The organism is Streptomyces sp. NPDC005866 (assembly GCF_040629895.1).
Lineage (GTDB): Bacteria > Actinomycetota > Actinomycetes > Streptomycetales > Streptomycetaceae > Streptomyces.
Genome location: NZ_JBEXWP010000024.1, coordinates 22,933 through 36,861 on the forward strand (window position 1 = coordinate 22,933; position 13,929 = coordinate 36,861).

12 protein-coding genes are annotated in these 13,929 nt (G+C 69.8%); all 12 read left to right on the forward strand.

What is annotated here, in order from left to right; translation table 11 throughout:
• Nucleotides 1-72 precede the first annotated feature (72 nt).
• The 12 genes from ABZ396_RS29970 (at nucleotide 73) to metK (ending at nucleotide 13,789) form a co-directional block, all read left to right on the forward strand.
• The gene (locus tag ABZ396_RS29970; RefSeq protein ID WP_358926317.1) at nucleotides 73-1,053 is read left to right on the forward strand and encodes an aspartate carbamoyltransferase catalytic subunit; all 981 of its coding nucleotides are present in this window, start codon (nucleotides 73-75) and stop codon (nucleotides 1,051-1,053) included.
• A 5-nt stretch (nucleotides 1,054-1,058) separates the two neighbouring features.
• The gene (locus ABZ396_RS29975) at nucleotides 1,059-2,345 is read left to right on the forward strand and encodes a dihydroorotase (RefSeq protein WP_358926319.1); all 1,287 of its coding nucleotides are present in this window, start codon (nucleotides 1,059-1,061) and stop codon (nucleotides 2,343-2,345) included.
• Nucleotides 2,342-2,911 carry a hypothetical protein gene (locus tag ABZ396_RS29980; RefSeq protein ID WP_358926321.1) on the forward strand — a complete coding sequence of 190 codons (570 nt, stop codon included), beginning with the start codon at nucleotides 2,342-2,344 and terminating at the stop codon, nucleotides 2,909-2,911. The genes ABZ396_RS29975 and ABZ396_RS29980 overlap by 4 nt, the downstream gene beginning before the upstream one ends.
• Nucleotides 2,908-4,050, forward strand: coding sequence for a glutamine-hydrolyzing carbamoyl-phosphate synthase small subunit (gene carA, locus ABZ396_RS29985; RefSeq protein ID WP_358926323.1), 1,143 nt, complete (start codon nucleotides 2,908-2,910; stop codon nucleotides 4,048-4,050). Before ABZ396_RS29980 ends, carA begins: the two co-directional genes overlap by 4 nt.
• A complete protein-coding gene (carB, locus tag ABZ396_RS29990; RefSeq protein ID WP_358926325.1) occupies nucleotides 4,043-7,351 on the forward strand; it encodes a carbamoyl-phosphate synthase large subunit in 3,309 nt (1,102 codons plus the stop codon). The genes carA and carB overlap by 8 nt, the downstream gene beginning before the upstream one ends.
• A 147-nt stretch (nucleotides 7,352-7,498) precedes the next feature.
• A complete protein-coding gene (locus ABZ396_RS29995; RefSeq protein ID WP_358924981.1) occupies nucleotides 7,499-8,605 on the forward strand; it encodes a quinone-dependent dihydroorotate dehydrogenase in 1,107 nt (368 codons plus the stop codon).
• Nucleotides 8,602-9,447, forward strand: coding sequence for an orotidine-5'-phosphate decarboxylase (pyrF, locus tag ABZ396_RS30000; RefSeq protein ID WP_358924979.1), 846 nt, complete (start codon nucleotides 8,602-8,604; stop codon nucleotides 9,445-9,447). Before ABZ396_RS29995 ends, pyrF begins: the two co-directional genes overlap by 4 nt.
• Nucleotides 9,448-9,714: 267 nt before the next feature.
• Nucleotides 9,715-10,038 (forward strand): integration host factor, encoded by a 324-nt coding sequence (locus ABZ396_RS30005; protein ID WP_003977346.1) that lies wholly within the window; start codon nucleotides 9,715-9,717, stop codon nucleotides 10,036-10,038.
• A 60-nt stretch (nucleotides 10,039-10,098) separates the two neighbouring features.
• On the forward strand, nucleotides 10,099-10,692 hold the full coding sequence (gmk, locus tag ABZ396_RS30010; RefSeq protein WP_358924977.1) for a guanylate kinase: 594 nt from the start codon (nucleotides 10,099-10,101) through the stop codon (nucleotides 10,690-10,692).
• Nucleotides 10,693-10,743: 51 nt separating this feature from the next.
• On the forward strand, nucleotides 10,744-11,016 hold the full coding sequence (gene rpoZ / locus ABZ396_RS30015; RefSeq protein ID WP_003982715.1) for a DNA-directed RNA polymerase subunit omega: 273 nt from the start codon (nucleotides 10,744-10,746) through the stop codon (nucleotides 11,014-11,016).
• A 117-nt stretch (nucleotides 11,017-11,133) separates the two neighbouring features.
• On the forward strand, nucleotides 11,134-12,339 hold the full coding sequence (gene coaBC, locus ABZ396_RS30020; protein WP_358924976.1) for a bifunctional phosphopantothenoylcysteine decarboxylase/phosphopantothenate--cysteine ligase CoaBC: 1,206 nt from the start codon (nucleotides 11,134-11,136) through the stop codon (nucleotides 12,337-12,339).
• 238 nt (nucleotides 12,340-12,577) lie between these two features.
• Nucleotides 12,578-13,789 carry a methionine adenosyltransferase gene (gene metK / locus ABZ396_RS30025; protein WP_358924974.1) on the forward strand — a complete coding sequence of 404 codons (1,212 nt, stop codon included), beginning with the start codon at nucleotides 12,578-12,580 and terminating at the stop codon, nucleotides 13,787-13,789.
• The last annotated feature ends 140 nt before the right edge of the window (nucleotides 13,790-13,929 follow it).

A 13,929-nucleotide genomic window follows, 5' to 3' on the forward strand; every position in this document is an offset into this window, starting at 1 on the left:
CCGCACCGCACCGGTGCGCCCACGCTTGCCCGCAATCTCCCGATATGTGAACTGCCCTACGGAGCCTTACAGATGCAGCGTCATCTCATCTCGGCCGCCGACCTCACCCGCGACGACGCCGTCCTGATCCTCGACACCGCCGAGGAGATGGCCCGGGTCGCCGACCGGCCGATCAAGAAGCTGCCGACCCTGCGCGGCCGCACCGTCGTCAACCTCTTCTTCGAGGACTCGACCCGGACCCGGATCTCCTTCGAGGCCGCCGAGAAGCGCCTCTCCGCCGATGTCATCAACTTCTCCGCCAAGGGATCGAGCGTCTCCAAGGGCGAGTCCCTGAAGGACACCGCCCAGACCCTTGAGGCCATGGGCGTCGACGCAGTGGTCATCCGGCACGGCGCCTCCGGGGCGCCCTACCGCCTTGCCAACTCCGGCTGGATCGACGCCGCCGTCATCAACGCCGGCGACGGCACCCACCAGCACCCCACCCAGGCCCTCCTCGACGCCTTCACCATGCGCCGCCGGCTCGTCGGCCGGGACGCCGGGATAGGACAGGACCTGGCCGGCAGGCGCATCACGATCGTCGGCGACGTCCTGCACAGCCGGGTCGCCCGCTCCAACGTCGACCTGCTGCACACGCTCGGCGCCGAGGTCACCCTGGTCGCCCCGCCCACCCTGGTGCCGGTCGGCGTCGGGAACTGGCCCTGCGAGGTGTCGTACGACCTCGACGCCGTCCTGCCCAAGTCCGACGCGGTGATGATGCTGCGCGTCCAGCGCGAGCGGATGAACGCCGCGTTCTTCCCGACCGAGCGCGAGTACTCACGGCGCTACGGCCTCGACGGCGACCGCATGGCGCGGATGCCCGAGCACGCCATCGTGATGCACCCCGGCCCGATGGTCCGCGGTATGGAGATCACCGCCGAGGTCGCCGACTCCGACCGCTGCACCGTGGTCGAGCAGGTCGCAAACGGAGTCTCCATCCGGATGGCCGTTCTGTACCTCCTGCTCGGCGGCAACGAGCCCGCCCTCAGTCCCGCCCGCACCACCGAGGAGAAGTAAGACCCATGAGCAAGATCCTGATCCGTGGTGCGAAGGTGCTCGGCGGTGAGCCGCAGGACGTCCTGATCGACGGCGAGGTCATCGAGGCGGTGGGCAGCGGGCTGTCCGCGGAGGGCGCCGAGGTCGTGGAGGCCGCCGGCCAGGTGCTGCTGCCGGGCCTGGTCGACCTGCACACCCATCTGCGCGAGCCCGGCCGCGAGGACTCCGAGACCGTGCTGACCGGCACACGCGCGGCGGCGAGCGGCGGCTACACGGCCGTGTTCGCCATGGCCAACACCTTTCCGGTCGCCGACACCGCCGGTGTCGTCGAGCAGGTCTACCGGCTCGGCCGCGAGCACGGCTACTGCGACGTCCAGCCCATCGGCGCCGTCACCGTCGGCCTCGAGGGCAAGAAGCTCGCCGAACTGGGTGCCATGCACGAGTCGGCCGCCGGGGTCACCGTCTTCTCCGACGACGGCAAGTGCGTCGACGACGCCGTGATCATGCGCCGCGCGCTGGAGTACGTGAAAGCTTTCGGCGGGGTCGTCGCCCAGCACGCCCAGGAGCCGCGGCTGACCGAGGGCGCCCAGATGAACGAGGGTGTCGTCTCCGCCCAGCTGGGCCTGGGGGGCTGGCCGGCGGTGGCCGAGGAATCGGTCATCGCCCGGGATGTCCTGCTCGCCGAGCACGTCGGCTCCCGTGTCCACATCTGCCACCTCTCGACCGCCGGGTCCGTCGAGATCGTCCGCTGGGCCAAGTCCCGGGGCATCGACGTCACCGCCGAGGTCACCCCGCACCACCTGCTCCTCACCGAAGAGCTGGCGCGGTCTTACAACCCCGTCTACAAGGTCAACCCGCCGCTGCGCACCGAGCGCGATGTCATGGCACTTCGCGAGGCGCTCGCCGACGGCACGATCGACATCGTCGCCACCGACCACGCCCCGCACCCGCACGAGGACAAGGACTGCGAGTGGGCCGCGGCCGCCATGGGGATGGTGGGGCTGGAGACCGCCTTGTCAGTGGTGCAGGAGACCATGGTGGACACGGGCCTTCTGACCTGGGCCGGCGTCGCCGACCGGATGTCCGTCAAGCCCGCGCGGATCGGACAGGCCACCGGACACGGCCGTCCCGTCTCGGCAGGTGAGCCCGCCAACCTCACCCTCGTCGACACGGAATACCGTGGGCTGGTGGACCCCGCGGGCTTCGCCTCGCGCAGCCGCAACACCCCGTACGAGGGGCGAGAGCTGCCGGGCCGTGTCACCCACACATGGCTGCGGGGCAAGGCGACGCTCGTGGACGGGAAGCTGACGTGACACCTCTGATCCTGCTGGCCGACGAGAAGAAGTCGGCCGCGGTCACCGACTGGGCCGCGCGCATCGGCTGGCTTGTCGGCCTCGCCCTCTTCGTCGCGCTCGTCTACTGGCTGATGCGCGAGGGCTGGAAGTGGCGCGGCACCCTCCAGGGCGACCTGCCCGACCTGCCCAGCGCGCCGGACGACCTCGGCGAAGCGAAACTGACGATGAGCGGCCGCTACCACGGCTCCAGCACCGCCGGGCAGTGGCTGGACCGCATCGTGGCCCACGGCCTCGGCTCCCGCAGCCGGGCCGAGCTCACCCTGACCGACGAAGGCCTGGACGTCGTGCGCCCCGGGGCGACCGACTTCTTCATCCCCGCCGCCGCGCTCCGCGAGGCCCTCCTCGGCAAGGGCATCGCCGGCAAGGTCCTCACCGAGGGCGGACTGCTCGTGGTGACCTGGCAGCACGGCGACCGGCTGATCGACTCCGGATTCCGCTCCGACCACGCGGCCGAGCACACCGAGTGGGTCGACGCCCTCAACTCCATGATCAAGACACCCAGCACGGAAGGCGCGGAACGATGACGACCTCCACAAGGGGAACTGCCAGGGTTCCCGCCGTACTCGTCCTGGAGGACGGCCGTATCTTCCGCGGCCGCGCCTACGGGGCCGTGGGGGAGACCTTCGGCGAGGCCGTGTTCTCCACCGGTATGACCGGCTACCAGGAGACCCTCACCGACCCGTCGTACGACCGCCAGATCGTGGTCGCCACCGCCCCGCAGATCGGCAACACGGGGTGGAACGACGAGGACGACGAGTCCAGCCGCATCTGGGTCTCGGGCTACGTCGTGCGCGACCCCGCGCGCGTGCCCTCCAACTGGCGCGCCAAGCGGTCCCTCGACGAGGAGCTGGTGGCCCAGGGCGTGGTCGGCATCTCCGGGATCGACACCCGCGCCCTCACCCGCCACCTCCGTGAGCGCGGCTCGATGCGCTCCGGCATCTTCTCGGGCGAGGCGCTCGCCTCCGACGCCGAGCTCCTCGCGCGCGTGCAGGCACAGCCGCACATGAAGGGCACGAGCCTCTACGAGGAGGTCGCCACCAAGGAGGCGTACGTGGTCCCGGCAGTCGGCGAGAAGCGGTTCACCGTCGCCGCGATCGACCTCGGCATCAAGGGCATGACTCCGCAGCGCATGGCCGAGCGCGGCATCGAGGTACATGTGCTGCCCGCGACCGCCACCGAGGAGGAGGTGTACGCCGTCGCCCCCGACGGTGTGTTCTTCTCCAACGGCCCCGGTGACCCGGCCACGGCCGACGGCCCGGTGGCCCTGATGGCCTCCGTCCTGGAGCGGAGGACCCCGCTGTTCGGCATCTGCTTCGGCAACCAGATCCTGGGCCGCGCCCTCGGCTTCGGCACCTACAAGCTGAAGTACGGCCACCGGGGCATCAACCAGCCGGTCCAGGACCGTACGACCGGCAAGGTCGAGGTCACCGCCCACAACCACGGCTTCGCCGTGGACGCGCCGCTCCACCAGGTCAGCGAGACCAGGTTCGGCCGCGCCGAGGTCTCGCACGTCTGCCTGAACGACGATGTCGTGGAGGGGCTGCAGCTGCTCGACCAGCCGGCCTTCTCCGTCCAGTACCACCCCGAAGCGGCAGCCGGCCCGCACGACGCCGCCTATCTGTTCGACCGCTTCGTTTCCCTGATGGAGGGCCAGCGTGCCTAAGCGCACCGATATCCAGTCCGTCCTGGTCATCGGCTCCGGCCCGATCGTCATCGGCCAGGCCGCCGAGTTCGACTATTCCGGCACCCAGGCCTGCCGCGTCCTCAGGTCCGAGGGCCTGCGCGTCATCCTGGTCAACTCCAACCCGGCGACGATCATGACCGACCCGGAGATCGCCGACGCGACCTATGTCGAGCCGATCACCCCCGAGTTCGTCGAGAAGATCATCGCCAAGGAGCGCCCCGACGCCCTGCTGCCCACGCTGGGCGGCCAGACCGCGCTCAACACAGCGATCTCGCTGGACGCGAACGGCGTCCTCGCCAAGTACGGCGTCGAGCTGATCGGCGCCAATGTGGCGGCGATCCACAAGGGCGAGGACCGCGACCAGTTCAAGGATGTCGTGGCGGAGGTGCGCCGCAAGATCGGGCACGGCGAGTCCGCGCGGTCGGTCATCTGTCACACCATGGACGAGGTGCTCGCCGGCGTCGAGGAGCTCGGCGGCTACCCGGTCGTGGTCCGGCCCTCCTTCACCATGGGCGGCGCCGGCTCCGGCTTCGCGCACGACGAGGAGGAACTGCGCCGGATCGCCGGCCAGGGCCTGACCCTGTCTCCCACCACCGAGGTGCTCCTGGAGGAGTCCATCCTCGGCTGGAAGGAGTACGAGCTGGAACTGATGCGCGACAAGCACGACAACGTCGTGGTCGTCTGCTCCATCGAGAACTTCGACCCCATGGGCGTGCACACCGGTGACTCGATCACCGTTGCCCCGGCGATGACGCTGACCGACCGCGAGTACCAGATCCTGCGGGACATCGGCATCGCCGTGATCCGCGAGGTCGGCGTGGACACGGGCGGCTGCAACATCCAGTTCGCGGTGAACCCCGAGGACGGCCGGGTCATCGTCATCGAGATGAACCCGCGCGTGTCACGGTCCTCGGCGCTCGCCTCCAAGGCGACGGGCTTCCCGATCGCGAAGATCGCGGCGAAGCTGGCGGTCGGCTACACGCTGGACGAGATCCCCAACGACATCACGCAGGAGACCCCGGCCTCCTTCGAGCCCACGCTCGACTATGTGGTCGTCAAGGCCCCACGCTTCGCGTTCGAGAAGTTCCCGCAGGCCGACTCCACGCTGACCACCACCATGAAGTCGGTCGGCGAGGCCATGGCCATCGGCCGTAACTTCCCCGAGGCCTTCCAGAAGGCGCTGCGCTCGCTGGAGAGGAAGGGCAGCCAGTTCACGTTCGTCGGCGAGCCCGGCGACAAGAACGCACTGCTGCATGAGGCGGCGCGGCCCACCGACGGCCGCATCAACACCGTCATGCAGGCCATCCGCGCGGGAGCCACGCCCGAGGAGATCTTCGAGTTCACCAAGATCGACCCTTGGTTCGTGGACCAGCTGTTCCTGATCAAGGAGATCGCGGACGAGCTGGCCGGGGCGCCGGAGCTGACCTCCGAGCTGCTCGCCGAGGCCAAGCGGCACGGCTTCTCCGACCAGCAGATCGGCGAGATCCGCGGCCTGCGTGAGGACGTCGTCCGCGAGGTCCGGCACGCGCTGGGCGTGCGCCCGGTCTACAAGACGGTCGACACCTGTGCGGCCGAGTTCGCCGCGAAGACGCCGTACTTCTACTCCTCCTACGACGAGGAGACCGAGGTCGCGCCGCGCGAGAAGCCGGCCGTCATCATCCTGGGCTCCGGCCCCAACCGCATCGGCCAGGGCATCGAGTTCGACTACTCCTGCGTGCACGCCTCCTTCGCACTGAGCGACGCGGGCTACGAGACGGTGATGGTCAACTGCAACCCCGAGACCGTCTCCACGGACTACGACACCTCCGACCGGCTGTACTTCGAGCCGCTGACCCTGGAGGACGTGCTGGAGATCGTCCACGCCGAGCAGCAGGCCGGTCCGGTCGCCGGTGTGGTCGTGCAGCTGGGCGGACAGACCCCGCTGGGCCTGGCGCAGGCGCTGAAGGACAACGGCGTCCCGATCGTCGGCACCTCTCCCGAGGCCATCCACGCGGCCGAGGACCGGGGCGCCTTCGGGCGGGTCCTCGCGGAGGCGGGGCTGCCGGCGCCCAAGCATGGCACGGCGACCACCTTCGCCGAGGCCAAGGCCATCGCCGACGAGATCGGCTACCCGGTGCTCGTGAGGCCGTCGTACGTCCTCGGCGGCCGTGGCATGGAGATCGTCTACGACGAGACCCGGCTCGCCGCCTACATCGCCGAGTCGACCGAGATCAGTCCCACCCGGCCGGTGCTCGTCGACCGCTTCCTGGACGACGCGATCGAGATCGACGTCGACGCCCTCTACGACGGCGAGGAGCTGTACCTCGGCGGCGTCATGGAGCACATCGAGGAGGCCGGCATCCACTCCGGCGACTCGGCGTGCGCCCTGCCGCCGATCACGCTGGGCGGCTTCGACATCAAGCGGCTGCGCGCCTCCACGGAGGCCATCGCGCGCGGGGTCGGCGTGCGCGGTCTGATCAACATCCAGTTCGCGATGGCCGGGGACATCCTGTACGTCCTCGAGGCCAACCCGCGCGCGTCCCGTACGGTCCCCTTCACCTCGAAGGCGACCGCGGTGCCGCTGGCCAAGGCCGCCGCCCGGATCTCACTGGGCGCCACCGTCGCCGAGCTGCGCGCCGAGGGGCTGCTGCCGGCCCGCGGCGACGGCGGTGAGCTGCCGTTCGACGCGCCGATCTCCGTGAAGGAGGCGGTCATGCCGTGGTCGCGGTTCCGGGACATCCACGGCCGCGGCGTCGACACCGTGCTCGGCCCGGAGATGCGCTCCACCGGCGAGGTCATGGGCATCGACTCGGTCTTCGGCACGGCGTACGCCAAGTCGCAGGCGGGGGCGTACGGGCCGCTGCCGACCAAGGGCCGCGCGTTCATCTCGGTCGCCAACCGCGACAAGCGCTCGATGATCTTCCCGGCGCGTGAGCTGGTCGCCCACGGCTTCGAACTGCTCGCCACGTCCGGCACGGCCGAGGTGCTCAAGCGCAACGGCATCAACGCGACGGTGGTGCGCAAGCAGTCGGACGGCACCGGGCCGAACGGCGAGCGGACGATCGTCCAGCTCATCCACGACGGCGAGGTCGACCTCATCGTCAACACCCCGTACGGCACGGGGGGTCGCCTGGACGGGTACGAGATCCGGACGGCCGCGGTGGCCCGGTCGGTGCCGTGTCTGACGACGGTTCAGGCGCTGGCGGCGGCCGTGCAGGGGATCGATGCGCTGAACCACGGGGACGTGGGTGTGCGGTCGCTCCAGGAGCACGCGGACCGCCTGACCGCGGCGAGGGACTGAAGGCCGTACTGATACTGCGGGCCGTATGCGGCTGGTCGCCCCCACGCGGCCCCGCACGCCGACACAACCCCACCCCGCGCCCCTTCGGGGCGCTCGACTGAGGGGGGACTCCGGAAACGGTGTCCCCCCTCCGTGTGAGGACAACCGATGTACAAGCTCTTCTTCCGTCTGGTGTTCCGGCGCATGGACCCCGAAGCCGCCCACCACCTCGCCTTCCGGTGGATCCGGCTCGCCGCCCGCGTCCCCGTGCTGCGCACCTTCGTCGCGGCCGCCCTCGCTCCCCGCCACAAGGAACTGCGCACCGAGGCCTTCGGGCTGCGGATGCACGGGCCCTTCGGGCTGGCCGCGGGCTTCGACAAGAACGCCGTCGCGATCGACGGGATGTCGATGCTCGGGTTCGACCACGTCGAGATCGGCACGGTCACCGGTGAGGCGCAGCCCGGCAACCCCAGAAAGCGGCTGTTCCGGCTCGTCGCCGACCGGGCGCTGATCAACCGCATGGGGTTCAACAACGACGGATCGCTCGCCGTCGCCGCCCGGCTCGCCACCCGTGAGCCCGTCTTCAAGACCGTCGTGGGCGTCAACATCGGCAAGACCAAGGCCGTACCGGAGGCCCAGGCGGTCGGCGACTACGTGAAGTCCGCCGAGCGGCTCGCGCGCTACGCCGACTACCTGGTCGTGAACGTGTCGTCCCCGAACACGCCGGGGCTGCGCGACCTGCAGGCCGTCGACCACCTGCGTCCGCTCCTGACGGCTGTTCGCGAGGCCGCCGACCGCGTGGTGGCGAACCGCCGGGTGCCGCTGCTGGTGAAGATCGCGCCGGACCTCGCCGACGAGGACGTCGACGCCGTCGCCGACCTGGCCGTCGAGCTGGGCCTTGACGGGATCATCGCGACGAACACCACCATCGCGCGGGAGGGCCTCGGGCTGCGCTCCGATCCCGGCCTGGTGAAGGAGACCGGGGGGCTCTCCGGCGCCCCGCTGAAGGCGCGGTCCCTGGAAGTGCTGCGCCGGCTGTACGCGCGCGTGGGCGACCGGATCACCCTGGTCGGCGTCGGCGGCATCGAGAACGCCGAGGAGGCCTGGCAGCGCATCCTGGCCGGTGCCACGCTGGTCCAGGGCTACAGCGCCTTCATCTACGAAGGGCCCTTCTGGGGCCGCGCCATCCACAAGGGGCTCGCGGCGCGGCTGCGCACCAGCCCGTACGCCACGCTCGCCGACGCGGTCGGCGCCGATGTGAGGAAGACCGTATGAGCCCGTTGGAGCCCTTCGGCGCGCGGCTGCGCCGTGTGATGGACGAGCGCGGCCCGCTGTGCGTCGGTATCGACCCGCATGCCTCGCTGCTCTCCGAGTGGGGTCTGAACGACGACGTGGCGGGGCTCGAGCGGTTCAGCCGTACGGTCGTGGAGGCGGTGGCCGGCCGGGTCGCGGTCATGAAGCCGCAGAGCGCGTTCTTCGAGCGGTTCGGCTCGCGCGGTGTGGCCGTGCTGGAGCGGGTGGTGCGGGAGGCGCGGGCGGCCGGGACCCTGGTCGTCATGGACGCCAAGCGCGGCGACATCGGCTCCACCATGGCCGGCTACGCGGAGGCCTACCTGAGCAAGGACGGGCCGTTGTTCTCGGACGCACTGACCGTCTCGCCCTATCTCGGCTACGGCTCGCTCAGCCCGGCCGTGGCGCTGGCGCGGGAGACCGGGGCCGGCCTGTTCGTGCTGGCGCTGACCTCGAACCCGGAGGGTCCCGAGGTGCAGCACGCGGTGCGTGCCGACGGCCGGACGGTCGGCGCGACCATGCTGGCCCACCTGGCCGCCGAGAACGCGGGGGAGGAGCCGCTGGGCTCCTTCGGCGCCGTCGTGGGTGCCACCGTCGGCGACCTGTCGTCGTACGACCTCGACATCAACGGCCCGCTGCTCGCGCCCGGTGTCGGCGCCCAGGGCGCGACGGCCGCCGACCTTCCCACGGTCTTCGGGTCGGCGGTGCGCAACGTCGTTCCAAACGTGAGCCGAGGTGTTTTGCGTCACGGTCCCGACGTCGGAGCGCTGCGGGCGGCCGCGGAACGGTTCGCGGGCGAGATCCGGGATGTCGTCGCAGGTGGGTGAGTCCTCCGATGAGTGCTCCGGTGAGCACTCCGGCGACGGCCTGAGCGTGAATACATCCTCAAATCCTGGGCAGTATGTCTGAAATGTCCGGCCTTGCAGAGGCTGACCAGGACTTTTCCGCTGTTCTCGCTGACTCTGGCGGACTTGCCCGCTAGTCTCCGAGCAGAGTGAACGGGCAAGCGTGTTGCTCGTAGCTCCCCAGGTGTGGGGCGACTAGGTTCCTCACCGGTCCGTATCCGACAGTTCGACATCCGAGGTGACGTAGGCGTGGCTCTTCCGCCCCTTACCCCTGAACAGCGCGCAGCCGCGCTCGAAAAGGCCGCCGCGGCTCGCCGGGAGCGGGCCGAGGTCAAGAATCGACTCAAGCACTCCGGCGCCTCTCTTCACGAGGTCATCAAGCAGGGCCAGGAAAACGACGTCATCGGCAAGATGAAGGTCTCCGCCCTGCTCGAGTCCCTGCCGGGCGTGGGCAAGGTCCGCGCCAAGCAGATCATGGAGCGACTCGGAATCTCCGAGAGCCGCCGGGTGCGTGGCCTCGGTTCCAACCAGATCGCCTCCCTGGAGCGCGAGTTCGGCAGCACCGGCTCCTGATCACCGGGCCGTCCGGGACGGCCGTCCCGGACAACCCGCGATTGCTGGAATAATCGCTGCATGGCTGCAACATTCCGGGGGACGACCCCCGAGCCCCCGGACGCACGTCCGCGGCTGACCGTGCTCTCCGGCCCCTCCGGGGTCGGCAAGAGCACGGTCGTCGCCCATCTGCGCAAGGAGCACCCCGAGATCTGGCTCTCGGTGTCGGCGACCACCCGCAAGCCCCGCCCGGGCGAGAAGCACGGAGTCCACTACTTCTTCGTCTCAGACGAGGAGATGGACAAGCTGATCGCCAACGGCGAGCTCCTGGAGTGGGCCGAATTCGCCGGCAACCGCTACGGCACCCCGCGACGCGCGGTGCTGGAGCACCTCGAGTCCGGTGTCCCGGTGCTGCTGGAGATCGACCTCCAGGGCGCCCGACAGGTCCGCGAGTCCATGCCGGAGAGCCGGCTGGTGTTCCTGGCTCCTCCCTCCTGGGAGGAACTGGTGCGCAGGCTCACCGGACGGGGCACCGAGCCGCCCGAGGTGATCGAGCGCCGTCTGGAGGCGGCCAAGATCGAACTGGCGGCCGAGCCGGAGTTCGATGTGACCCTGGTCAACACCTCCGTCGAGGACGTGGCGCGCGAGCTGCTAGCCTTGATGGACGTTGTGTGATCGTCTCTCATCATTCACACTGATTCTTTCCCATCCATCGGAAGGTAGAGCGTGTCCTCTTCCATCACCGCGCCCGAGGGCATCATCAACCCGCCGATCGACGAGCTTCTCGAGGCCACCGACTCGAAGTACAGCCTCGTGATCTACGCGGCCAAGCGTGCCCGCCAGATCAACGCGTACTACTCGCAGCTCGGCGAGGGCCTCCTCGAGTACGTCGGTCCGCTCGTCGACACCCACGTCCACGAGAAGCCCCTCTCCATCGCCCTGCGCGAGATCAACGCGGGTCTGCTGACCTCCGAGGCCGTCGAAGGCCCGGCGCAGTAGTACGTTCATATAGCAGTTGACTTATCCACAGGCCCGGCAGCCGACTGTCGGGCCTGTGGTGTGTGATGGAGTCGTGCGCTGGAGCCGGTGCACGGGAGCCGAGTGCGGGGAGAGACGGTGGACGAGCCGAAGGTCGTTCTGGGGGTCAGCGGTGGCATCGCCGCGTACAAGGCCTGTGAGCTGCTGAGAAGGTTCACCGAGTCGGGCCATGACGTCCGGGTCGTGCCCACCGCCTCCGCGCTGCACTTCGTCGGTGCCGCCACCTGGTCCGCGCTCTCCGGCAACCCCGTCTCCACCGAGGTCTGGGACCACGTCGAAGAGGTCCCGCACGTCCGGATCGGCCAGCACGCCGATCTGGTGGTCGTCGCCCCCGCCACCGCCGACATGCTCGCCAAGGCAGCCCACGGGCTTGCCGACGACCTGCTCACCAACACCCTGCTCACGGCCCGCTGCCCGGTCGTCTTCGCCCCCGCGATGCACACCGAGATGTGGGAGCACCCGGCCACCCAGGAGAACGTGGCCACCCTGCGCCGACGCGGCGCCGTCGTCATCGAACCGGCGGTCGGCCGCCTCACCGGGGTCGACACCGGCAAGGGCCGCTTCCCCGACCCGGCGCAGATCTTCGAGACCTGCCGCCGTGTCCTCGCGAGAGGAGTGCGGGAGCCCGACCTGGCGGGCCGCCATGTCGTCGTCTCCGCCGGCGGCACCCGCGAGCCCCTCGACCCCGTCCGCTTCCTCGGCAACCGCTCCTCCGGCAAACAGGGCTACGCCCTCGCCCGCACGGCCGCCGCCCGCGGCGCCCGGGTGACGCTGGTCGCGGCGAACACCACCGGCCTGCCCGACCCGGCCGGCGTGGACGTCGTCCCGGTGGGGACGGCCATACAGCTGCGGGAGGCGGTGCTGAAGGCGGCCGCCGACGCCGATGCGGTGGTCATGGCCGCCGCCGTCGCCGACTTCCGCCCCGCGGTCTACGCGGCCGGGAAGATCAAGAAGAAGGACGGCCAGGATCCCGAGCCGATCGTCCTGGTGCGGAATCCGGACATCCTCGCGGAGATCTCGGCCGATCGGGCGCGGCCCGGACAGGTGATCGCCGGCTTCGCCGCCGAGACCGACGACGTCCTCGCCAACGGCCGGACCAAGCTGGCGCGCAAGGGCTGTGACCTGCTCGTGGTGAACGAGGTGGGGGAGCGCAAGACCTTCGGCTCCGAGGAGAACGAGGCGGTGGTGCTCGGGGCCGACGGCAGTGAGACGCCTGTGCCGCACGGGCCCAAGGAGGCCCTCGCCGACATCGTGTGGGATCTGGTGGCGGCCCGATTGGGTTAACTTTTTACAGCCATTTGTCAGCCTTCCCGGCCGTCACATCAGGGTGTGGGGGCCCTGTTAACGCTGCCGACCATTGGGCAGAATCCGCGTGCCGCAGGTCACAGCACTCCCGAGTGTCGAGACAGGTGAGCCTGCGGCAGAGTACGACCGATAAACTGTTCTCGGACGATGCCGGGCGCAGCTCCCCGTGTCGTCCGCCAATGATCAGCCAGCAGCCGCTGCAACCCCAGGGAGCGTTGTGTCCCGTCGCCTGTTCACCTCGGAGTCCGTGACCGAGGGTCACCCCGACAAGATCGCTGACCAGATCAGCGACACCATTCTCGACGCGCTTCTGCGCGAGGACCCGACCTCCCGGGTCGCCGTCGAGACGCTGATCACCACCGGCCTGGTGCACGTGGCCGGCGAGGTCACGACCAAGACGTACGCGGACATCGCGACGCTGGTCCGCAACAAGATCCTCGAGATCGGCTACGACTCCTCGAAGAAGGGCTTCGACGGCGCGTCCTGTGGCGTCTCGGTCTCGATCGGCGCGCAGTCCCCGGACATCGCACAGGGCGTGGACACCGCTTACGAGTCCCGGGTGGAAGGTGACGACGTCGACGAGCTCGACAAGCAGGGCGCCGGCGACCAGGGCCTGATGTTCGGCTACGCCTCCGACGAGACGCCGACCCTCATGCCGCTGCCGATCTTCCTGGCGCACCGCCTGTCCAAGCGCCTGTCCGAGGTCCGCAAGAACGGCACCATCCCCTACCTGCGCCCGGACGGCAAGACGCAGGTCACCATCGAGTACGACGGCGACAAGGCCGTCCGCCTCGACACGGTGGTCGTCTCCAGCCAGCACGCCTCGGACATCGACCTGGAGTCGCTGCTCGCCCCCGACATCCGCGAGTTCGTCGTGGAGCCGGAGCTGAAGGCCCTGCTGGACGAGGGCATCAAGCTCGACACCGAGGGCTACCGCCTCTTGGTCAACCCGACCGGCCGCTTCGAGATCGGTGGCCCGATGGGTGACGCGGGCCTGACCGGCCGCAAGATCATCATCGACACCTACGGCGGTATGGCCCGCCACGGTGGCGGTGCTTTCTCCGGCAAGGACCCCTCCAAGGTCGACCGTTCCGCCGCCTACGCCATGCGCTGGGTCGCCAAGAACGTGGTCGCGGCCGGCCTGGCCTCCCGCTGCGAGGTCCAGGTGGCCTACGCGATCGGCAAGGCTGAGCCCGTCGGCCTGTTCGTGGAGACCTTCGGCACCGCCAAGGTCGACGCCGAGAAGATCGAGAAGGCGATCGACGAGGTCTTCGACCTGCGCCCGGCCGCCATCATCCGCGACCTCGACCTGCTCCGCCCGATCTACGCGCAGACCGCCGCCTACGGCCACTTCGGCCGCGAGCTCCCCGAATTCACCTGGGAGAAGACGGACCGCGTGGAGGCCCTGCGCAACGCCGTCGGCCTCTGACACAGCAGCACGACCGACGTCGGCTCCTGGAATCACCGCACGGTGCCAGGAGCCGGCGTCGTCGTGGGCCGGTCATGACACACGCCGCCGCTCCGTGGCCGGTGCCGCGGGCGGCGCGTCGGCCCTGCGGGGAGGGTGGA